Source organism: Haloglomus halophilum, assembly GCF_024298885.1.
Taxonomy (GTDB): Archaea; Halobacteriota; Halobacteria; order Halobacteriales; family Haloarculaceae; genus Haloglomus; species Haloglomus halophilum.
On record NZ_CP101166.1, the window covers coordinates 2,791,946 to 2,810,938 of the forward strand.

20 protein-coding genes and 1 tRNA gene are annotated in these 18,993 nt (G+C 68.5%); 11 read left to right on the top strand and 10 right to left on the bottom strand.

Annotation, left to right across the window (positions count from 1 at the left end; translation table 11 throughout):
* Positions 1 to 79: 79 nt before the first annotated feature.
* On the bottom strand, positions 80 to 334 hold the full coding sequence (locus NL114_RS13430; RefSeq protein WP_254821431.1) for an MTH865 family protein: 255 nt from the start codon (positions 332 to 334) through the stop codon (positions 80 to 82).
* A 790-nt stretch (positions 335 to 1,124) separates the two neighbouring features.
* Here NL114_RS13430 and NL114_RS13435 point away from each other — a divergent pair.
* Entirely contained in the window at positions 1,125 to 1,658 is a 534-nt protein-coding gene (locus tag NL114_RS13435; protein ID WP_254821432.1) for a thiol-disulfide oxidoreductase DCC family protein, read from the top strand.
* Here the strand turns inward: NL114_RS13435 and NL114_RS13440 are convergent.
* Positions 1,646 to 3,004 (bottom strand): NAD(P)/FAD-dependent oxidoreductase, encoded by a 1,359-nt coding sequence (locus NL114_RS13440; protein ID WP_254821433.1) that lies wholly within the window; start codon positions 3,002 to 3,004, stop codon positions 1,646 to 1,648. The two genes, NL114_RS13435 and NL114_RS13440, sit on opposite strands and share 13 nt — an antisense overlap.
* 1,013 nt (positions 3,005 to 4,017) lie before the next feature.
* Between NL114_RS13440 and priS the strand changes: the two genes are divergently transcribed.
* Both priS and NL114_RS13450 read left to right on the top strand, forming a co-directional pair.
* Positions 4,018 to 5,211 carry a DNA primase small subunit PriS gene (gene priS / locus NL114_RS13445; protein ID WP_254821434.1) on the top strand — a complete coding sequence of 398 codons (1,194 nt, stop codon included), beginning with the start codon at positions 4,018 to 4,020 and terminating at the stop codon, positions 5,209 to 5,211.
* Positions 5,212 to 5,224: 13 nt separating this feature from the next.
* Entirely contained in the window at positions 5,225 to 6,580 is a 1,356-nt protein-coding gene (locus NL114_RS13450; RefSeq protein WP_254821435.1) for a hypothetical protein, read from the top strand.
* Here NL114_RS13450 and NL114_RS13455 read toward each other — a convergent pair.
* Complete coding sequence (locus NL114_RS13455; protein WP_254821436.1) at positions 6,562 to 6,807, bottom strand: hypothetical protein; 246 nt, start codon at positions 6,805 to 6,807, stop codon at positions 6,562 to 6,564. The genes NL114_RS13450 and NL114_RS13455 overlap by 19 nt on opposite strands.
* 255 nt (positions 6,808 to 7,062) lie before the next feature.
* Positions 7,063 to 7,713: a helix-turn-helix domain-containing protein gene (locus NL114_RS13460; protein ID WP_254821437.1), complete on the bottom strand. Its 651-nt coding sequence runs from the start codon at positions 7,711 to 7,713 to the stop codon at positions 7,063 to 7,065.
* Positions 7,714 to 8,036: 323 nt separating this feature from the next.
* On the opposite strand from NL114_RS13460, the gene NL114_RS13465 reads away from it, so the two are divergent.
* The 3 genes from NL114_RS13465 to NL114_RS13475 all read left to right on the top strand — a co-directional run bounded on the left by NL114_RS13465 (position 8,037) and on the right by NL114_RS13475 (position 10,604).
* Positions 8,037 to 8,342, top strand: a complete 306-nt coding sequence (locus NL114_RS13465; protein WP_254821438.1) for a DUF5785 family protein — start codon at positions 8,037 to 8,039, stop codon at positions 8,340 to 8,342.
* A 122-nt stretch (positions 8,343 to 8,464) separates the two neighbouring features.
* The gene (locus NL114_RS13470; RefSeq protein ID WP_254821439.1) at positions 8,465 to 9,232 is read left to right on the top strand and encodes a GTP cyclohydrolase III; all 768 of its coding nucleotides are present in this window, start codon (positions 8,465 to 8,467) and stop codon (positions 9,230 to 9,232) included.
* 100 nt (positions 9,233 to 9,332) lie between these two features.
* Complete coding sequence (locus NL114_RS13475) at positions 9,333 to 10,604, top strand: ABC transporter substrate-binding protein (protein WP_254821440.1); 1,272 nt, start codon at positions 9,333 to 9,335, stop codon at positions 10,602 to 10,604.
* A 117-nt stretch (positions 10,605 to 10,721) separates the two neighbouring features.
* On the opposite strand, the gene NL114_RS13480 is transcribed toward NL114_RS13475, so the two are convergent.
* From NL114_RS13480 to NL114_RS13495, 4 genes are read right to left on the bottom strand one after another with little or no spacing between them, the layout of a single operon-like run.
* A complete protein-coding gene (locus tag NL114_RS13480) occupies positions 10,722 to 11,468 on the bottom strand; it encodes an ABC transporter ATP-binding protein (protein WP_254821441.1) in 747 nt (248 codons plus the stop codon).
* On the bottom strand, positions 11,465 to 12,367 hold the full coding sequence (locus NL114_RS13485) for an ABC transporter ATP-binding protein (protein WP_254821442.1): 903 nt from the start codon (positions 12,365 to 12,367) through the stop codon (positions 11,465 to 11,467). The genes NL114_RS13480 and NL114_RS13485 overlap by 4 nt, the downstream gene beginning before the upstream one ends.
* Positions 12,360 to 13,751: a branched-chain amino acid ABC transporter permease gene (locus tag NL114_RS13490; RefSeq protein WP_254821443.1), complete on the bottom strand. Its 1,392-nt coding sequence runs from the start codon at positions 13,749 to 13,751 to the stop codon at positions 12,360 to 12,362. The genes NL114_RS13485 and NL114_RS13490 overlap by 8 nt, the downstream gene beginning before the upstream one ends.
* Positions 13,748 to 14,887, bottom strand: coding sequence for a branched-chain amino acid ABC transporter permease (locus NL114_RS13495; RefSeq protein ID WP_254821444.1), 1,140 nt, complete (start codon positions 14,885 to 14,887; stop codon positions 13,748 to 13,750). The genes NL114_RS13490 and NL114_RS13495 overlap by 4 nt, the downstream gene beginning before the upstream one ends.
* Positions 14,888 to 15,026: 139 nt before the next feature.
* Between NL114_RS13495 and NL114_RS13500 the strand changes: the two genes are divergently transcribed.
* From NL114_RS13500 to NL114_RS13510, 3 genes are all read left to right on the top strand, one after another.
* A complete protein-coding gene (locus NL114_RS13500; protein ID WP_254821445.1) occupies positions 15,027 to 16,244 on the top strand; it encodes a phosphoglycerate kinase in 1,218 nt (405 codons plus the stop codon).
* Positions 16,241 to 16,768, top strand: coding sequence for a GNAT family N-acetyltransferase (locus NL114_RS13505; RefSeq protein ID WP_254821446.1), 528 nt, complete (start codon positions 16,241 to 16,243; stop codon positions 16,766 to 16,768). The genes NL114_RS13500 and NL114_RS13505 overlap by 4 nt, the downstream gene beginning before the upstream one ends.
* 33 nt (positions 16,769 to 16,801) lie before the next feature.
* Positions 16,802 to 16,875: transfer RNA gene (locus tag NL114_RS13510), tRNA-Thr, on the top strand.
* A gap of 188 nt (positions 16,876 to 17,063) precedes the next feature.
* Here NL114_RS13510 and NL114_RS13515 read toward each other — a convergent pair.
* Both NL114_RS13515 and NL114_RS13520 read right to left on the bottom strand, forming a co-directional pair.
* A complete protein-coding gene (locus NL114_RS13515; protein ID WP_254821447.1) occupies positions 17,064 to 17,315 on the bottom strand; it encodes a hypothetical protein in 252 nt (83 codons plus the stop codon).
* A gap of 219 nt (positions 17,316 to 17,534) precedes the next feature.
* Complete coding sequence (locus NL114_RS13520) at positions 17,535 to 17,765, bottom strand: UPF0058 family protein (protein ID WP_254821448.1); 231 nt, start codon at positions 17,763 to 17,765, stop codon at positions 17,535 to 17,537.
* Between the two features lie 134 nt (positions 17,766 to 17,899).
* Between NL114_RS13520 and NL114_RS13525 the strand changes: the two genes are divergently transcribed.
* Together NL114_RS13525 and NL114_RS13530 are read left to right on the top strand one after the other, a co-directional pair.
* On the top strand, positions 17,900 to 18,706 hold the full coding sequence (locus NL114_RS13525; protein ID WP_254821449.1) for a DUF63 family protein: 807 nt from the start codon (positions 17,900 to 17,902) through the stop codon (positions 18,704 to 18,706).
* Positions 18,707 to 18,756: 50 nt separating this feature from the next.
* Complete coding sequence (locus NL114_RS13530) at positions 18,757 to 18,987, top strand: hypothetical protein (protein WP_254821450.1); 231 nt, start codon at positions 18,757 to 18,759, stop codon at positions 18,985 to 18,987.
* Positions 18,988 to 18,993: the final 6 nt, after the last annotated feature.

The following is an 18,993-nucleotide window of genomic DNA, read 5'->3' on the forward strand; positions in this document are numbered from 1 at the left end:
GGCATCCGTTCCGGCTGCGAACGTGACGGCCGCGGCTCACGGGGTGGCGGCGCGAAGAAAATCCGCTATGGAGGCTCCCTTAGAGGTAGCCCTGCTCCTCGAGCCCGTCCATGATGTCGTCGACGAGGTCGTCGACGTTGTCGTAGGGGAACTCCTGGTTCCCACCGCCCTTCGTGTTGAGCTCCATGGCGGTCATGGAGAAGTCGCCCGATTCGAACGTGGTGCCCGGGCCGTTCGGCAGCGCGGGGACGAGGTCCATCGGGGAGTTGACTGGGAAGTCGGCGCCTTCGAACGCCTCGGTGAACTGCTGTCGCAGGTCTTCTTTGTCGACCATTACACCTCTTGCGTGACACACACAACCAATTGAACGTTTCGGGACGCATCCACCATGGGCGTCGAGTCGGTGGGGGTACCCACGGCCCATCGTGGCCGTCGCTGGCGTCCCGGGTACAAATAATGAAATGGTGGTGGTGGTGGTGGGACCGTGCCGACACGTGGGTGCCGACGACGGGGCCCGTCGGAAGCACGTTCTCCGAGTCTGGGACAGGTGTGGCAGCCAGCCCCGGGCCACTTCGTACTGAACGTTCATTCCATATAAAATCTGCTGACCGTTACGAGGTGTGGACTGCGGCTCGGATGGGTCGATATGTCGCGTCACCCGCCGGTAGGCAATGTGGAGTGTGTCGCCCGGAACACTAACGTCCGGTCTCATCCCGTGGCGGCGTGCCGCGTCGACCGGGAAACCCTCGTGCCGGGCGGGGGGCGCTCTGCGCCCCCAGTTGCCGAGCTGGCGTCAGCCAGCGAGGCGGAGCGCGCCGATGGCGCGCACGAATGCCGAGGCGGTGTCAACCGCCGAGGCGGGTCGCGCTACGCGCGACCGGATGCCGGAACCCGAGTTGGTGGGTCACGGCGAGGTGCTGTCTGGTTCTGGCCGACAGCGATGCCAGTGTCACGTGCCCGGGTTCTCCGCGCGTCATCGCGCCCTGCTGGGGTCTCGGGCGGGGACTGAGGCACGCAACGGACGTAGCCGACGACACCGTATCCGTGTTTCGGGGCGCGGATGGGTCGCTCGCGCGCGGTCGGTGCCCGGAAGGGTCAGGTGTCGCGGGCGCCTACGTCCGGGCATGACTGACCCGAGTGCGGGTTCGCCGGTCGACGACGTGGACGGGCCGGTCGTGCTGTTCGACGGGGTCTGCAACTTCTGTGCATGGAGCGTGCGCTTCATCCACGCGCACGACGACGGCGTCCTCCGGTTCGCGCCGCTCCAGTCCGAGGTCGGTGCGGCCCTGCTCGACGAGCACGGGATGGCGCCCGACTACTTCGACTCGCTGGTCTACATCGGTGCGGACGGTGTCCACACGAAGTCTGCCGGCGCGGTCCGTATCGCGCGCCACTTCCGGGGTCCCTACCGGCTCCTGTGGCTCCTCCGATTCGTGCCCCGCATCGTCCGCGACGCGGGCTACGACCTGCTCGCACGCGTCCGATACGACGTCTTCGGGAAGAAAGAGGAGTGCATGGTCCCCGACGCCGAGTTGCGCGAACGGTTCCTCGCGACCGACGACGGCGCGGTCGGCGGGGCGGTTGGCGCCGGCAGCGCGGCCGACGGCGAGCGCGAGGCGGCGGCCTCCGCCTCGGCCGTCTCGCCTCAGAGGGAGTAGTCGTCCTCGCGGACCTGGCAGTAGCCCCCATCGCGGACCTGGAACTTGCCCCACTGGTACTGACCGAACAGCTTCAGCGCGCCCGGTCCGGCACGGATGGCGTCGAGCCAGTCCGTCCGGCCGCCCTCGTCGGGCTGCATCGCGCTGGCGAGGCCGAAGACGCGGTCCCAGTCCGACGGGCCGTAGTCCCGGACCATGTCCGCCAGCACGACGTTGCGCCGGACCTCCTCGCCGATGGCGCGCTTCCACTCGTAGTTGTACGCCCGGAGCGCCCCCAGTCCGGCGAGGCGCCCGGCCTCCTTGCCCGAGCGGATGGCGACGTGGTCGCCGCCCTCGTGGAACGCGCTCGTGGCACCCATCGCGCCGCCGACGACCGCGATGTTGGCCGCCGTCGGTGATTCGATGGGACGAGTCGAGGAGATTGGGTAGGTCTCGGTCCCCTTCGCTTTCCCGCGGTCCTCCAGCAGCGGGAAGTCGCTCTCGTCGTAGTCCGGATAGGCGTGCTCCAGCAGGCGGCTGATGTACTCCTTGCCCGCGGGGACGCGCTCGTCGTCGGGCCGGAGGAGGGCGTACTCCTCGCGGTTCTCGACGGTGTCGAGGTCGAGGCCGATGGGCATCGTCAGCCCGACACGTGCGACCTGGCCGTCGTTGGGGAACACCCACGGGTAGGCCGTGTGGCCGGGCATGTGGCCCCACCAGAACTTCAGGCGGTCCGTCTCCAGCAGCTCCTTGGGGAACTCGCGGTACTCCTGGTAGGCGATGTGGTTGGCTTTCGTCGAGGCAAGACCGTCGTACTGGCCGTCCGGGAGGAGCGGTTCGAGGACCTGCCCGGTGATGGTGCGCTGGGGGCCGTCGGCGAGGATGAGGTAGTCGGCCTCGACCTCGGTCCCGTCCTTCAGCGTCAGCCGGTGGGTCGGGCTGCCCGTGAGGTCTGACTCGACCTCGCGGACGCCGGTGCCGACGCGGTACTCGGCGCCGGCGTCCTCGGCGCGCTCGCGGAGCCAGTCGTCCATCCGGGCGCGCTGGAAGGTGAACCCGAAGTTGGGGTAGGAGGCGTCGATACCCGTCTCGTCCATCTCGACCGAGGCGTTGGGTCCGATGAAGTCCGCGCCCGACAGCTCGCGGAGCTTGACGTGCTCCGGGATGGGCACGTCGAGGTCCATGATGTCGACCCAGTAGTCGAGGATGCCGGCGGCGTCCGTCGAGTCCGGGCCCAGCCCCTCGCGGTCGGCGCGCGGGACGCCCTTCTCGATGACGAGGGCGTCGGCGCCCTCGGCGGCAGCCGCTCGCCCGGCGGAGCTCCCGGCCGGCCCACCGCCGACGACGGCCACGTCGACTCGTTGCATGGATGCGTTCGCGGTTCGGGACGGCTTAAATGACGTGACACGAGGTGGGCGACGACGGAACTGCTCCCGAGGCCCTCTCCCGCTCGCACGGTGTGTGCGACCACGACGGAACTGCTCCCGAAGCCCTCTCCCGCTCGACCATCCGGGACCCGCTCGGTCGCTTCGCTCCCTCGCGTCGCCTTCGGCGACGGCTGCGCTCCTCGGCCTCCGCTACGCTCCGGCCTGCGGTGCTTGCCGGGTCCGGGATGGGTCGAGCGGGTTCGCCTTCCGGTAGACTTCGTCTATCGGCCTTCGCCTCGCTGCGCTCGGCTCAGCTTCGGAAGTCCGCCAGGCCCGCACGTGGGTCAGGCGGTAGCCGTGAGCCTCGTACCTCCCCAGCCGCCTGCAGTGCTCGCTGGCGCTGCGCGCTTCGGCCCTCGCGCGCTTAGAGACGGCCGGCACCCGCCGTTGGTGCTCGCGGCATGAAGCCGCTCGCGGGGGCGCGCGCCGGCCACCAGCGCGCGCCGGTTCGACTGACGGGGAGGTGCGACCCGCCACAATCCACGGGCCGGGAGCGCGTGGCCGAGCGCGGACGCGCGAGGCCCGCGTGACCTGGGGAAGGGCAGGGCCATCGCTTCGTGCCGCTATCTACGTTCCTGGTGGACTCGAAGGGCGAGCGCGCTCAGGGAAGCACGGCGACGCAAGCACCGGAGGGAGCGAACGCAGTGAGCGACCGAGGCGCGCAGCGAGCCGCGCGACCTGAGCGCGCGAGGGCTTCGTAGGCTGTATGCTTCGTAGCGGTGGGATTACAGTCCAAACTGGGAATCTGGGCTTGAGATTCTGGGAAAGGTGTTTAACGTGGAACATTACCCCAAAATTGGGATGTCTCACCACACCACTCTTACTGCCGCCACGCCCACGAAGGAACACTCATTTACCGGGCACCCACATCCGTCAGTCAGGATGCGGCGGGGCCGCGGCCGGCGGCCCCAGCAACGCAACACGACAACGCGAAACCCAGAGACGACGACACGATGAACGAACGAACGCGCGAGTACCTCCGGGGGCGGTTCGGCGACCACTACCGGCGGGTATCGATAGAGCCGCCGCCGCGCGCCAACGAGCGCGAGTGGGGGTACATCCCGTTCTCCGAGGGCGGCACCCGGATGGTCCGGCACCGCGCGTGGATCGACCTCGTCGGCGGGGCCGACGACCTGGCGGACGCGCTGGCCGACGACTCGGTGCGGCCCCAGCACGTCTACTACTCGGCCGGGAGCTACGACGACCCCGGCGCGAACTCGATGGGGCAGAAGGGGTGGCGCGGGTCGGACCTCGTGTTCGACCTCGACGCCGACCACCTGCCCGGCGTCGACCCCGAGGCGGCGACCTACGCCGAGATGCTGGCGACCTGCAAGGAGGCGCTGCTGCGACTGCTCGACATTCTGGAGGACGACTTCGGCTTCGAGGACACGTACGTCGTCTTCTCGGGCGGGCGAGGCTACCACGTCCACGTGCGCCGCGAGGACGTGCAGGCGCTCGACCGGAGCGCGCGCGGTGAGATTGCCGTCTACGTCCGCGGCGCGGAGGTGGCGTTCGAGGACCTGATCCGGACGGAGGCGGTCGGCGGCGAGGCCGGCCGGAAATCGCCGGCGGAGAAGCGGTCGCTCCCGCCCGAAGGTGGGTGGAGCGGCCGGCTCCACGCCGAACTCCTCGCGTTCGTCGACGAGGTGGCCGCGCTCGACGACGAGGCCGCCGTCGAACGGCTCCGCGAGTTCGAGAACGTGGGCGAGAAGAAGGCCCAGGGCGCGCTCCGGGCGATGCGGAACAACCGCGACGCCATCGCGGCCGGCAACATCGACGTCCACCCGGCCTTCTTCAGCGTGGCGCGGACGCTGCTGGAGGACGAACTCGCGAGCGCGGGCGCGCCCATCGACGAGCCCGTCACCACGGACATCAACCGGCTCATCCGGCTGCCGGGGAGCCTCCACGGCGGGAGCGGGCTGGCGGTGAAACCGCTCGCCCGCGGGGAACTGGCCGACTTCGACCCGCTCGCGGACGCCGTCCCGGACACGTTCCGCGACAACGAGATCCGGATCGAGGTGACCGAGCCGGGGCCGGTCGAACTGCTCGGCGAAGAGTTTACCATACAGGAGGGAGAGCGTCAAGTGACAGAGGCACGGGGCGTCTTCCTCATGGCGAGGGGGCGCGCCGAGAAGGCACCCGAATGAGACACTCGAACTGATGGATCTGGACGAACTCCGAAGCGCACAGAGCCGGGAACGACAGGCGTCCCAGCTCCAGCACCTGCGCGACGGCTTCTACGAGGAGGCGGCCAGCTTCATCCGCGGCCTGCGCACGGAGCGCGAGCGCGCGACCGCCAATTCGGAGTACTCCTACCCCTACGACGACCCCGAGGTCCAGCGCCTGACGAACGAGATACAGACGGCCGAGGAGGTCGTCGAGTCGCTGTACGAGCGCCGCGTCGGCAAGGTCGTCAAGATGGCCTCGTTCGACGCGGCGGGGATGGCGGTCGACGCCGAGGGGCTGACGACCGAGGAGTCGGACCTCTTCGAGACGCTGGTGGGCGACATCGAGTCGAACCGCGGGCGCGTCCTCGACGCGCTCGCGGGCACGGCCGGCGGCGACGGGAGCCCCGGCGCGGGTGGCGGTGCCGGAAGCGCTTCCGAACCGGCTGCCGGGAACGCGACGCCCACCGACGCCGGCCACGAGCAGGCCGCCCCGGACGAGGACGGGCCGGTCCACATCGGCTCGGGACCGGCGGCGGATGGCCCCGTCTCGACCGCTGACGAGGCCGCACGACCCGACGGCGAGGCGCCGCCCGAACAGGCACCGACGCCGGCCTCGGAGTCCCCGGAGGCGGCCGCGCCGGAGTCGGCCCAGGAGACATCCACAGCCGAGGCGCCACCTCGGGGGGACGCACGGACGCATGACGCCTCCGGGGATGCCGGCCCCCCAGGTGGCGACGCGATGGACGCGGCGTCGGCGATGGGCGGCAGTGCGGACGACGACTCGGCAGCTCCGGCCGACCCCGAAGCCACGGCAGACGCCACGTCGACGGCGGACCCCACGTCGACGGCAGACGCCTCCGCCGCGGCCGGGTCCGACACGGCCGACGAAGGGGGCCATCAGGCAGTTCCGCCCGCCGACGGACCACCGGGAGCGGACCCGGACCAGGGGTCGGAGACACGGGCGCCGACCGGCACGGACGCCGTCGGCGGAGTGACCGCTGCCGACACGTCGGACCCGACCTCCGGAACGGACACGTCCGACACGACGGATGGCCGGTCGTCCGAGGCTGCCGGCCCTCCCCACGGCGAGCCTTCATCCGACGCTGGCGGCGGGTCGGCGGCGGCTCCGTCGAACGCCGCCGACGAGCCGGGAGCGAGCGAGACGCTGGTCCGTATCACGGACGACGTAGGCGAGATATTCGGCGTCGACGGCCGGGCCTACGACCTCTCGGCGGACGACGTGGCGGTCCTCCCGACGGACAACGCCGAGCTACTGGTCGAGAACGGCGATGCGGAGTCCCTCGACCCGACGATACCCTTCTCCGGCGATCACTCGAACCGGTCCTGATACCAGCCGTCGATCCGCTCCCAGTTCGAGTCGACGACGAACGGGAGCGTGAACAGGACCATGATGAGCAGTATCGAGAAGACGTCTCCAGGGATGCCGAGGCGCGAACTCGGGATGACCGACCCGAGGAACGCACCGGTGTGCGAGCCGGCGATGACGAACAGCAACTGACGAACGCTCCGGCGTCGCCGCTCGGAGCGGCGCACACCATGCTGGTCCGGACTCATGGCTGCGGATGCGGTTGCGCGGCTCAAAACCAGTCCGACTTCGGGACGTGTTCAGCGAAGGGTGCAGCCCCCCACCTGGGGCCCCAGTTCCGCTCGCCGTCGTGTGTCCGAGCCTCCCACCAGGGCGGCCCGGGCATCCCGTTTCGGTCTCCGCTCCGTCGACGGCCGCCCACCACCAGTGTCCCACCAGTGCGGCCGCCGTGCCGGCGACACACACTCACGTGTGCCACCGGCGGCTAACCGGGAGTGGACCGTCTACTGGACCAGGCCGGAGACGACGCGCGACTCCGCCTTGCGGAGGTGCTCGTCGACGGTCGAGGGGGCACAGCCGAGGTTCTCGGCGATGTCCTTGTGCGTCGCGCGACGCGGGACATCGTAGTAGCCCTCCTCGACGGCGGTCTCGAAGACCTCCAGCTGCCGGTCCGTGAGCGGTGACAGCAGGTCCTCGCCGCCGGGGACGTACGGGCCGGCGTTCTCGACGGTGAAGTCGAGCGCCTCGGGCAGCAGTCCCAGTGCCTCGCGCAGGTTGCCGTGGGTCCCGACGAGCGTGGCCTTCAGGCCGTCCTCGGTGAACTCCAGCGGCGTGTCGATGATGAGGGCGTTCTCGTGGGCGATGTCGAGCAGGGCACCACCCTCCTCGGCGGACTCGGCCTGGACGAACGCGTGGAACCCCTCCTCCTCGACGTCGACGACATCGTAGTCCCGGACGCTGGCGCGCTGTGAGAGCGCCGTCTCGAACGACTCCTGGTCACCGACGAGGCGGTACAGGAGGACGGTCGTGCCGTCGGCCCGGGCGTCGACGTGGAGGAGTTCCTCCCGCGTGACGCTTCGATGGCCCTCGATGAACCGGTCGACAGGGTGAATCGCGCGGTGCGTGGGTGACAGCGTGAGTTTGAGGTACTGCATTGTTTGACGTGCCCCGGTTGCTCCCGGTGTACCCCAATCTGGATGCTACGGGTTAAAGAAGAAATTGACAACTGCGTCCAAAGGTTGGGTAGAGGGCTTCTAGCTTTCGAATTCGGCTTCAGAGCCGGTTCCGGGGACACTTGAACACCCGGTACAACACCGGTCGGACCTTTACCAGTCGCCCGTGATGGCTGGGGGGTCGTTCCCCCCGCGGCTCCGGCGTTCCGTCCGGTTCCGGTGCCGAACCGGCGGGACGAGCCGGCCGTGGCCACGCTCGCACGCAGAGCATAACGACTATGCGCGGGCCAGTCGGACTCGTAGGTATGAGCGACTGGCCGCACGACCCCGACGGCGAGGAGGGGAGCGAGGGGATGCGCAAGTACGGACAGGCCATCCTCGCGAAGAAGCTCGACGAGGACGAGGACTTCCCGCTCAGTCGGGAGGAGTTCGTCGAGGAGTACGGCGACCACCCGGTTCGACTGAACCACGAGCGCGTCGTCAGCGTCGCCGACATCATGGAGCACGTCGGGCAGGAGGAGTTCGACGGGTTCGTGCCGTTCCACAAGGCTGTGGGCCAGGCGATGCGCGAGAACGGGATGTGGGAGATCACGCCCGAGGAGATCAACTGACACTCGCCGTCCGGACGGTTCCGGCGCGACGCTGTCCCCCCTGGACCCAGCCACCGCGCCCCCTCGCGTCTCGGAACCGTGAACGATAACGCATTTACTACGAACCCCCCGAAGCATCGATAGTGACGAACACGCAGGTTACCCTCGTCCAGATCGACAACTACGGACCCTGGACGGTCACGCCGGAGCCGCGTCGCGAGGTCGACCTCCAGACGCTCCAGTCGCGGCTGTACGCCGACCTCTCACAGCTCATCGGGAACCGCGAGGGGTACGTCTTCTTCACCCGCTTCGACAACATGATCGCGGTGACGAACGGGCTGGACCGCGAGGCCCACGCGCTCGTTCAGGAGTCGGTGGCCAACCGCTACCCCGTCACCGTCTCGCTGGGTGTCGCGACCGACCCCTCGCCCGCGACCGCGCTGGGTGACGCCACGGACCTCCTGCAGGCCGCCGGCAGCGCCCAGGACGAGGACCGTACCCAGATTCTCGGCGGCGGGTTCCTCGCCGAGGAGGATCGCACCGACGGCGACGTCCAGATCGCCCACTTCGACGTCATCGACGCCACCGGGAAGTACACGGACCGGCTGAACGCCTTCGACTCGTTCATCCACATCGAGCAGGGGTACGCGGAGCTGATGCGGCATATGCGCCGGGCCCACGACTCCCTCTCCTTCTTCGTCGGCGGGGACAACGTCATCGCCGTCTGCCCGGAGCTGGACCGGGCTGCCTACCGGGACGCCATCGACCACGTCGCCGGAGAGGTCGGAGTCGACCTCCAGGTCGGCGTCGGCCAGGCCCGGACGGCACAGGATGCCGGGATGGGGGCGAAACACGCCCTCGAGACCTGCCGTCACGACGGGACCGACGTGGAGTTCGCCTCTCGTCGCTGACCACGCCGCTCTCCGGGTCCTCGGCGGCCAGCCGGAGGGTGAAATCCGGTTTGCACTCTTAACCAGCTTTATATATATCGGAAACAAGTCAACAGTTGACATGACACGGAACTATCGACGGCGTGATGTGCTGAAGGGGACCGCGGGCATCGGTATCGCTGCGGGACTCGCTGGCTGTACCGGTGATGGTGGCGATGGTGGCGATGGCGGCGGTGGCGACGGCGGTGACGGTGGCGACGGCGGGAGCGGCGGTCGGTCGCTCAAACAGGGTATCCTCCTCCCGCTCACGGGGGACCTGGGCTCGCTCGGGAAACCCATCCGTGACGGGGCTATCCTCCCGAAGGCCCAGATCGAGGAGGACATCGACTTCACGATCGACCTCCAGGTAGAGGACACGGAGACCAACGCCCAGGCCGGAATCCAGGGGGCCAACACCCTCATCAACAACGGCTATCCTGCCGTCACCGGCCCGGCCTCCTCGGGCGTGAACCTCCAGGTCACCCGGGAGGCGCTCATCCCCAACGAGACGGTCGGCGTCTCGCCGTCGTCCACGTCGCCCGCGGTCACGGACCTGGAAGACGATGATTACATCTTCCGGACGTGCCCGTCCGACGCCCTGCAGGGGCAGGTCATCGCACAGGTGGCCACCGAGCAGCTCGGGAACTCCACGGCCGCGACGATGTACGTGAACAACTCCTACGGGCAGGCCCTCTCCCAGTCGTTCGCCGGAGCGTTCGACGGCGAGGTCCTCCAGCAGGTCGCCTTCCAGAAGGAGCAGTCCTCGTACAGCTCCCAGCTGGAGCAGGCGCTCAACGGCGACCCGGACACGCTCGTGGTCATCGGCTACCCGGCCTCGGGTGTTCAGCTGTTCCGTGACTACTACAACAGCTTCGACTCCGGGGAGGACATCATCGTCACCGACGGCCTCATCGACAACGAACTACCGGACAACGTCGACAGCGACATGGGCAACGTCACCGGGACGGCACCGCAGGCGTCCGGGCCGGGGCGAGACGCGTTCGACCAGGCCTATCAGGACGAGTACGGCCGCGAACCGGGCGTGTTCAACGCCCAGGCGTACGACGCGACGGCCGTCTGTCTGCTCGCGAACGTCTACGCCGGCGAGAACACGGGCACCGCGGTGCGCGACAACATCCGGAAGGCTGCCAACCCGGACGGCGAGGAGTTCGACGCCAGCAACCTCGCCGACGCGTTCGCGGCCGCCGCGGCCGGCGACGAGATCAACTACCAGGGTGCCTCCTCGGCGTGTAACTTCAACGATGACGGCGACATGGTCGCTGTCTCCTACGGCGTCTACGAGGTGCAGGACCGCGACTTCTCGCAGACCGACACCGTCGCCTTCGGCCAGTAACGACCACGGACCCCTCGATTTCTCTTCGACGCTCGATGGCCAGTCACAACGGAAGCCGCGCCAGCGGTCGGATCGTCGCCGCATCGTCGATGCCGACGATTCGTCGCCCCTCGGCTGTCAACCGCCGAGGAAGTCCTGCCGGACCTGCTCGTCCTCCAGGAGGGCGTCGCCCGCGTCCATGTAGCGGTTCTTCCCCTGGACGAGGACGTAGCCGCGGTCACAGCGCCGGAGTGCCTCCTTGGCGTTCTGCTCGACCATCAGCACCGCCGTCCCGTCGTCGTTGATGCGGTCGATGCGGTCGAACATCTCCTCGACGAGGTCGGGCGCCAGTCCCGCGGACGGCTCGTCGAGCAACAGCAGGTCCGGGTCGAGCATCAGTGCCCGACCCATCGCGACCATCTGCTGCTGGCCGCCGGACATGGAGCCGACCTGCTGGCCGGACCGCTCCTCGAGGATGGGGAAGTAGCCATAGACCGCCTCGATCCGCTCCTCGGGCACCTCATCCAGGATGTACGCCCCCATCTCCAGGTTCTCACGTACGGTGAGCGTCCCGAAGATGTTCTCGTTCTGCGGAACGTAGCCCAGCCCCTCGTGGATGATGTCGTCGGGCCGCATGCCGGCGATTTCCTTGCCATCGAACTGGATGGTCCCGCCCATGTAGTCGGTGAGCCCGAAGACGCTCTTCATCAGCGTCGACTTGCCGGCGCCGTTCGGGCCGACGATGGTGACGTACTCCCCGTCGGCGACATCCAGGTCGACGTTCTCGAGGATCTTGAGGTCGCCGTAGCCGGCGTCGAGGTCGCGCACCTCGAGGAGCCCGTCGTTCAGTTCCACCGGGTGACGGTTCTCCGTCTCCGCGCTCATACGTCCTCACCCAGGTAGGCCTCGACCACCTGCTCGTTGTTCCGGATGTCCTCGGCGGTTCCTTCGGCCAGCAGGTCACCCTGGTGCATGACGATGATATGTTCGCAGTTCTGCATGATGAGGTCCATGTCGTGTTCGACCAGCAGGAACGTGTACCCCCGGTCGGTGAGCTCGTGGATACGCTCGAGCAGCTTCTCCTCCAGCGTCGGATTGACGCCGGCGAACGGCTCGTCGAGCAGCAGCATCTCCGGGTCGGTCATCAGGGCGCGGGCCATCTCCAGTAGCTTGCGCTGCCCGCCCGACAGGTTGCCGGCGTACTCCTCCGCGAGGTGGTCGATCTCGAAGAACTCGAGCATCTCCCAGACATCCTCACGGATGGCTTCCTCGTCTCGCTTCACCTGATCGCGTAGCCCGGGCGTGATGGCGTTGGTCAGCTTCTCACCCTCCTGGTCCTGCGGCGCCAGCATCAGGTTCTCGAGCACCGTCATCTCCTCCAGTTCGCGGGCGATCTGGAACGTCCGGACCAGTCCCTTCTGGGCGATCTCGTGGGGGCGCTGCCCGGTGATCTCCTCGCCCTTGAACAGGATGGTGCCGCTGTCGGGCTCGTGGACACCGGTGATGCAGTTGAACGTCGTGGATTTGCCGGCGCCGTTGGGCCCGATGAGCCCGGTCAACGACCCTTCCTCCACCTCGAAGCTCACGCCGTCGACGGCGGTGATGCCACCGAAGGTCTTCCGGAGGTTCTGCACCCGAAGCGGCAGCCCCCGCGGGACGGTCTTGGCCGACTCCTCGATGGACGAGTCGGCGGTCTCGGGGTCGACATCATCGAGGTCGACATCGTCGGGGACGTTCGACTCGACCGGGGCCGCCCCGCCTCCGGTTTCGCCCTGTTCACTCATCCGACTCACCCCCGGTGGCGGCCGCCTGGCCGCCGGGCTTGCCCGGTTCGTTGGTCGACGCTGGCCGCTCCGAGAGGTCGACGCTGGAGGCGGTCTCCTTGCGGTGGCCGAGCAGCCCTTCCGACCGGTTCTGCATCAGGTAGACGAGCACGGCGCCGAGGAAGACGAACTTCAGGTTCGGCGTCTGGGTGACGAGATAGCCGAGCCACGCCAGCGGGTCGAGGGAGGTGAGTGCGACCCAGAAGTTGGCCGGCTCCGGCAGGCTGCCGCCGGTGCTGTACTGCGCACCGGCGTTGATGAGGCCGGCGAGCCGGCGCGGTCCCTGTAGCAGTAGCGCGGCGAACACCGCGCCGCCGACGACGCTCCCGGTGTTCGACCCCGACCCACCGACGATGAGGGCGGTGAACACGTAGAACGTGACCAGCGGCCGGAACGTGTTCGGGTTGACGTAGCCGAACGTGCCGTACCAGAGGATGCCAGCCAGCCCCATCAGCCCGCTGCCGAGCATGAACACCTTGATCTTGAACAGCCGGGTGTCCTTCCCGAGCGACTGGGCGACGAGTTCGTCCTCGCGGATGGCCTTCAGCACGCGGCCGAACGGCGAGTAGCCGACACGCTGGACGAGGAGGTAATAGGCCGGCAGTACCAGCAGGACGATGAACGCGGTGTAGGTCGTGGCCTCGACGACCTGGGGGATGATGCCGATCGCGTCGCCGACGGAGACGAGCACGTCGCCGACCGGCTGGAGGGGCCCGTCGAACAGGAACTCGAGCGGGTTCCCGATCGGCGTGCTGATGCCGCGACCGCCGCCGGTGCCGAACTCGAGACCGAACAGGTTCACGACGTTGTACTGGCTCGAACTCGGGTCGGTGACGGTCCCGGAGAAGGTGTCCGCCAGCAGGGTGAGCCGGATGATCTCCGAGAAGCCGACGGTGACGATGGCGAAGTAGTCCGCGTCGAGCTGGAGTGCCGGGAGCGCGGCGATGCCGCCGACGATGGCCGCCGCGAGGACGCCGCCGAGGACGGCGACCGGCACCGGCAGCCCCAGTCCCGGTGGGAGCCCATCCGGTGACCCAGCCAGGATGGACATGGTGTAGACGCCGACCGCCATGAACCCGGCGACGCCGATGTTGAACAGGCCGGTGTACCCCCAGTGGAGGTTCAGGGCGAGTGCAAGGATGGCGTACACGCCCGACAGGAAGAGGATTGACTGGAACGTCTGGAACGCGGCGTTGACGATGGTGGCGTCGGCGAGGAACGCCTGCAGCCCGCCGATGAGGAAGTAGAGCACGCCGATGCACAGCAGCAGCACGGCGATGAGGACGGTGTCGTCCTCGGTGAGGGCGTCGGGGAGGGCCGACCGGGCGCGGCCGCGGATACTCATGCGGTCGTCACCCCTCCGAAGAGCCCCGCCGGACGGTAGAGCAGGACGAGGATCATGACACCGAACGCCGCGACCCGCGGGAACCCGGAGGGGAGCCACACGAGCGCGATTCGGGAGGCGACACCGATGATGATTCCGCCGCCGATGGCGCCGTAGACGGAGCCGATACCGCCGAGGATGACGCCCGAGAAGATGAACAGCAGGAGCCGCCAGCCGAAGTTGAACGAGAGGACGCCGCGTTCGAGGATGATGAGGAAGCCGGCGACACCGGCGAGCCCGCCGCCGATGACCCACGTGGCGCGCACGACCCGTTCGGTCGGGATGCCGGTGACCTGTGCGAGCGCCTTGTTGTCCGACATCGCCCGCATCGCCTTCCCGAGCTTCGTGTACTGCAGCAGGAGATGCACGCCGAGCATCAGACCGACCGCCACGACGATCATGATGGCCTCGTGGAGGTTCAGCGTGTAGATACCGAAGAGGTCCATGGAGGGCAGCGATTCCGGATTCGTGGAGGTGACCCCGCGGGTGCTGGGCGACCAGACGAACACGATGAGGTACCGGAGCGCCAGCGCGACGCCGATCGAGGCGATGAGCAGCGAGATGCCGTCCTTGTCGCGCATCGGCCGGTACACGATCCGGTCGAGACCCAGCACCAGCGCGACGCTCACCACCGCCGCGACGATGAAGCCGACCAGAACCGCGAACGGTGAGGCCCAGGCCGACACCAGGGACGGGGCGTTCAGCAGGATGATCTCCCCGAACGTCACGTCGAGCCCATCGAGGGTGAACAACGCCACGACGTACGCGGCGGCCCAGCCGGAGAACGCCCCGGCAGTAAGGTAGTCACCGTGGGCGAAGTTCGCGAACCCGAGGATACTGTACGTCATCGACAGTCCGACCCCCGCGAGCGCGATGATGAGCCCGAGGATGAGCCCGTCCATCAGGAACCCGACGACGTTCGAGACCGCGATCTCTCCACCGATGAGGTGGATGCTACCGAGAGCGATCGTGATGCCAGCGAGCTTCACCACTAGGTCGACAAGCAGGTAGAGGCAGGCGACGGCGAGGAGTAGTACCGTCGGACGGCGCAGATAACTCCGGAGACCGTCGTCGGCCTGTGACTCAGCTACACCCATGTCTACAATTCACGGTGTTGATGACGGGGCGTCAGTAAAAGAAGTATCGCTCCCCCGGCGGAAAACGGCTAGAATATGGGTTCAGGGTATCCAGCAAGGGAACACAATACCTTTGGCTCGTCCCCCGGGACGGGCGACTATGTTACGGACGCTGGCGGACCTCGACGCCACTGGGACTACCCTCGGGGTTCGGGTCGATATCAACAGCCCCCTCGAGGGGGGTGACCTGGCGGACGACTCGCGGGTCCGCGCCCATCTGGATACGCTCTCCGAACTGCTGGACCGCGACGCCCGGGTCGCGGTGCTGGCCCACCAGGGACGCCCCGGCGGCGACGAGTTCGCCGACCTCTCCTCGCACGCCGCGCGTCTGGACGAACTGCTGGACGCGCCGGTCGACTACTGTGACGCCACGTTCACCGCCGCCGCCCGCGACCGCATCGACGCCCTGGACGATGGGGAGTGTGTCGTCCTCGAGAACACACGCTTCTACTCCGAGGAGTACATGGAGTTCGACCCCGAGGTCGCCGCGGACACGTTCCTGGTCCGCAAGCTCGCGCCCGCGCTCGACGCCTACGTCAACGACGCCTTCGCCGCGGCGCACCGCTCGCAGCCCTCGCTCGTCGGCTTCCCCGTCCACGTTCCCGGCTACGCCGGCCGCGTCATGGAGGAGGAACTGGACGTGCTGGGTAGTATCGAATCCACCCCGGAGCCACGCATCTACGCGCTCGGCGGCGCGAAGATCGTCGACTCGCTCGACGTGGCCCGTTCGGTCCTCGAACGCGGGCTCGCGGACCACGTACTCGTCTCCGGCATCGTCGGGAACGCCTTCCTGCTGGCCGATGGCGTCCAGCTCGGCGCCGCCAGCGCCCACGTCGTCAACGAGCGCTCGGCCGAGGCCGTCAAGCGCGCCGGCGACCTGCTGGACGACTTCGGCAGCCGCATCCACCTCCCCCGGGACGTGGCGGTCGAGCGCGGCGGCGAGCGGGTCGAACTCGACCTCGACGAGCTGCCCTCGGAGAACGCCGCCATGGACATCGGGGCGAAGACGGTCGCCGCCTACGCAGAACTCCTCGAGGACGCCGGGACGGCCATCCTCAACGGGCCCGCGGGCGTCTTCGAGGAAGAGCTGTTCGCGACCGGGACGAAGGAGCTGTTCGGGGCGGCCACGCGCTCGGAGTTCAGTATCGTCGGCGGCGGTGACACGGCCGCGGCGCTTCGCCGGCTGGGCGTCGAGGGGTTCGACCACGTCTCCACGGGCGGCGGCGCGGCGCTCCGGATGCTGACCGGGGAAACGCTCCCGGCCGTCGAGGTGCTCCGTGCGGACTGGCAGACGGAGTCGCCCCCGGACGCGGCGTGACCGACCGGGACGCCGCGCCGGCCGACGTGGTCGTCGAGCGTGGCGAGACGGCCGACGCCGAGGCGGTCGCGGACTGCTGGGTCGCACTGGCCCGGGACCAGCAGGCGTACGGCTCGCGACTGTACGCGGACCGCAACCGCAGTGCGGCCCGCGAGGCGGCCCTCCGCCACGCCGTCACGGGTGGATTGTTCGTCGCGCGCCGCGCCGAGGACGAGCGGCCGGCCGACTCTGACGACGGCGAGGGCGATGTGCTCGGTTTCGTCACGGCGAGTCCCGCCTCGGGGGAGTTCGTCGAGGCGGACGAACGCGGCGCGGTTCGGAATCTCTACGTCCGCGCGGCCGAGCGCGGGCGCGGTATCGGGACGGCACTGCTGGCGGCCGCCGAGGCGCATCTGGAAGCACAGGGGGTGGCCGTGGTGTCGCTGGAGGTGATGGCCGGGAACGAGGCCGCGCGTCGATTCTACCGGCGGCACGGCTACGCCGACCACCGGATGGAACTCCGGAAGCCCGTCGGCGACCGATAAGGTTTCCAGTCACCCGAGCGAACCACCGTGCGCGCCACGGGAGCTTGGGTGGTCCAAGCACTCGACTTGTAATCGAGAGTTCGTGGGTTCAAATCCCACCCGTGGCTCCTTCCGTTCTCTCGGGTCGGGAGACGCGGTCTACACCGTGTCGTACCCCCGGACTGCGAGCCGGCCGTCGTGACCTTCCGGACGCCCCACCGGCCCGCAGCCGACCGGGCGGCGTTCGGTTCGAGGGGACACCTGTGGAATCGGTCACAGAAAGGGGGTCACGCGCAACCGGGCCAGACGGACGGGTTCAGCGGGCCGTTCGCGCCTCGTCGACGTACTCCCGTCCGGCCGGCGCGATCCGGTAGTAGCCGTCCGTCCCGTCGACCCGGTCGACGAGTTCGGCCTCCATCAGGAGCTTCAGCCGGCGCTTCAGCGTCCGTTCGGAGAACGTTATCTCCCTGTCAGATTTCATATTGTAGTACAGTACCTTCGGCGGAAGCGCCAGGCTCACGTCCGCCAGATACTCCAGGATAGCAACATCACGTCGATTCGGCTCCATCAACCGTATATCGGTCGACTCAGTGTATAATTTTGACGGTAATTTCAGATATCTGTACTAATTAACGACGGATTGTGGTGGAAAATGTAAAATGGCATCTTCTGGTGCTATCCGTGCGTCGGAACGGACGAATCATGCGAAGAACCACCATGGAGTTCGGGTTCCTCCGACCACGACCGGCGGCAGTCGGGTCCAGCACCGGGTGTCCGGAACCGGTCGTCAGTCCGCATCCGCGTGCATCTTCTGACGGTGCTCCATCGCCTCGGTCAGCTCCGAGAGAAGAGTCGTGACGGCTTCCTCCTGTGCCGCCTTCGACCGGTGGATGGCGCTAGCGGAGACATCGCACGCGTCGTATTCGGGTGTGGGGACGGGCTCGTCCGCCTCGCGCTCGTAGTAGTCACGGACCTCCCGGAGCAGGCCGTGCAGGTAGACGAGTTCCTGTTTCCGCATGGAGTGTAGTAGGACCTGGACCCCTAAGGGTCTGTCTCCGAATCCGTTCGTGTCCAGCGATTGTCGTCGCCGGAACGGGTGTCGCCGTGTGGTGAACGCGCAAGGGTTTTGCCGTGGCCCGCTGGGACGACGATATGGCCGGGCCACCTGCACCTGCCCTCGTGACAGCGGTGCTGGTCTCGGTCGCGGCACTGCTCGCGGTGGGGTGCATCGCGTGGGTGGGCCCCCCGGTTACGCGCCGTCTCGTCCTCGCCGGCACCCCGTGGATGGTGCTCGCAGGGCTCCTCTATCCACTGGCGGCCACCGGTGTCTACGGTGGCCCGCTCGCGGCGACGCTGGGGTCGCCGCTGGTCGTGCCCGTGACGGTCGTGCTGGCGACGGTGCTCTGGATCCCGCTGGTCCAGGCCGGGCGTGTCCGTACCCGTGGGGACCCAGCCGGGTATCTCGTCGCGAGCGGGACCGGCGTGGTCGCCCCGGTGCTGGCCGTGACGGTGCTCGCGGGGCGCGCCACCGTCGCCACCCTCGTCCCGCTCGCGCTGGCCCCGGTGGTGGCCGCTATCGCCGCGGCGGCGGTCGTGTTCGTCCTCGGACTGAGCGCCGCCCCCGCGCTGGCGGCGGCGCGCTCGCTCGCCCTGCTCGCGGTGTACGCCCAGGCGTTGCACGCCGTCGCCGTCGTCGTGGCGGTCGACGCACTGGGGGTGCCTGCGAGCGGCCCGATGGCTCGTGCGACCGTCGGGCTGGGGGCCGAACTCGTCGGCGGGTTCGGCATCGGCTGGCCGTTCCTGCTCCTGAAGCTGTGTGCCGTCGCGCTGCTGGTGGTCGGGCTCGGCCGGCTCGCCGAACGCCGCGAGACGGTGGCGTACGTGTTGCTCGGCACCGTCGCCGCGCTGGGTGTCGGGCCCGCGGTCGCGGTGCTGGTCTCGGCAACGCTGCTCGCGTGAGTCGGGCGAGTGGCCGCCGGAGTAAAGACCGCTCGTGTGGGAGCGTCGCTATGGAAACCGCGGACGACCCGGCCGGCGTTGCCGTCGCGCTGCTTCTGGGTGCCGGTGTCGGTGTCGCGCTCGCCGTTCCGGCACTCCCGCCGGGTGGTCTCACGCTCAGCGTCGGCGGATTCACGCTGGACACCATCGGGACGGTGCTGGTGGTGAGTGCGCTGTCGGTGCTGCTGTTGCCGCTCGTGCTGATGACGCTCTACCAGCTGTTCTCGCTCGCGGACCGGTAGCGCCGA

What these genes read in the sequence shown, in the direction of transcription:
- NL114_RS13430 (WP_254821431.1), bottom strand. Translation starts at nt 334, where the DNA reads ATGGTCGACAAAGAAGACCTGCGACAGCAGTTCACCGAGGCGTTCGAA.
- NL114_RS13435 (WP_254821432.1), top strand. Translation starts at nt 1,125, where the DNA reads ATGACTGACCCGAGTGCGGGTTCGCCGGTCGACGACGTGGACGGGCCG.
- NL114_RS13440 (WP_254821433.1), bottom strand. Translation starts at nt 3,004, where the DNA reads ATGCAACGAGTCGACGTGGCCGTCGTCGGCGGTGGGCCGGCCGGGAGC.
- priS (WP_254821434.1), top strand. Translation starts at nt 4,018, where the DNA reads ATGAACGAACGAACGCGCGAGTACCTCCGGGGGCGGTTCGGCGACCAC.
- NL114_RS13450 (WP_254821435.1), top strand. Translation starts at nt 5,225, where the DNA reads ATGGATCTGGACGAACTCCGAAGCGCACAGAGCCGGGAACGACAGGCG.
- NL114_RS13455 (WP_254821436.1), bottom strand. Translation starts at nt 6,807, where the DNA reads ATGAGTCCGGACCAGCATGGTGTGCGCCGCTCCGAGCGGCGACGCCGG.
- NL114_RS13460 (WP_254821437.1), bottom strand. Translation starts at nt 7,713, where the DNA reads ATGCAGTACCTCAAACTCACGCTGTCACCCACGCACCGCGCGATTCAC.
- NL114_RS13465 (WP_254821438.1), top strand. Translation starts at nt 8,037, where the DNA reads ATGAGCGACTGGCCGCACGACCCCGACGGCGAGGAGGGGAGCGAGGGG.
- NL114_RS13475 (WP_254821440.1), top strand. Translation starts at nt 9,333, where the DNA reads ATGACACGGAACTATCGACGGCGTGATGTGCTGAAGGGGACCGCGGGC.
- NL114_RS13480 (WP_254821441.1), bottom strand. Translation starts at nt 11,468, where the DNA reads ATGAGCGCGGAGACGGAGAACCGTCACCCGGTGGAACTGAACGACGGG.
- NL114_RS13485 (WP_254821442.1), bottom strand. Translation starts at nt 12,367, where the DNA reads ATGAGTGAACAGGGCGAAACCGGAGGCGGGGCGGCCCCGGTCGAGTCG.
- NL114_RS13490 (WP_254821443.1), bottom strand. Translation starts at nt 13,751, where the DNA reads ATGAGTATCCGCGGCCGCGCCCGGTCGGCCCTCCCCGACGCCCTCACC.
- NL114_RS13495 (WP_254821444.1), bottom strand. Translation starts at nt 14,887, where the DNA reads ATGGGTGTAGCTGAGTCACAGGCCGACGACGGTCTCCGGAGTTATCTG.
- NL114_RS13500 (WP_254821445.1), top strand. Translation starts at nt 15,027, where the DNA reads ATGTTACGGACGCTGGCGGACCTCGACGCCACTGGGACTACCCTCGGG.
- NL114_RS13515 (WP_254821447.1), bottom strand. Translation starts at nt 17,315, where the DNA reads ATGGAGCCGAATCGACGTGATGTTGCTATCCTGGAGTATCTGGCGGAC.
- NL114_RS13520 (WP_254821448.1), bottom strand. Translation starts at nt 17,765, where the DNA reads ATGCGGAAACAGGAACTCGTCTACCTGCACGGCCTGCTCCGGGAGGTC.
- NL114_RS13525 (WP_254821449.1), top strand. Translation starts at nt 17,900, where the DNA reads ATGGCCGGGCCACCTGCACCTGCCCTCGTGACAGCGGTGCTGGTCTCG.
- NL114_RS13530 (WP_254821450.1), top strand. Translation starts at nt 18,757, where the DNA reads ATGGAAACCGCGGACGACCCGGCCGGCGTTGCCGTCGCGCTGCTTCTG.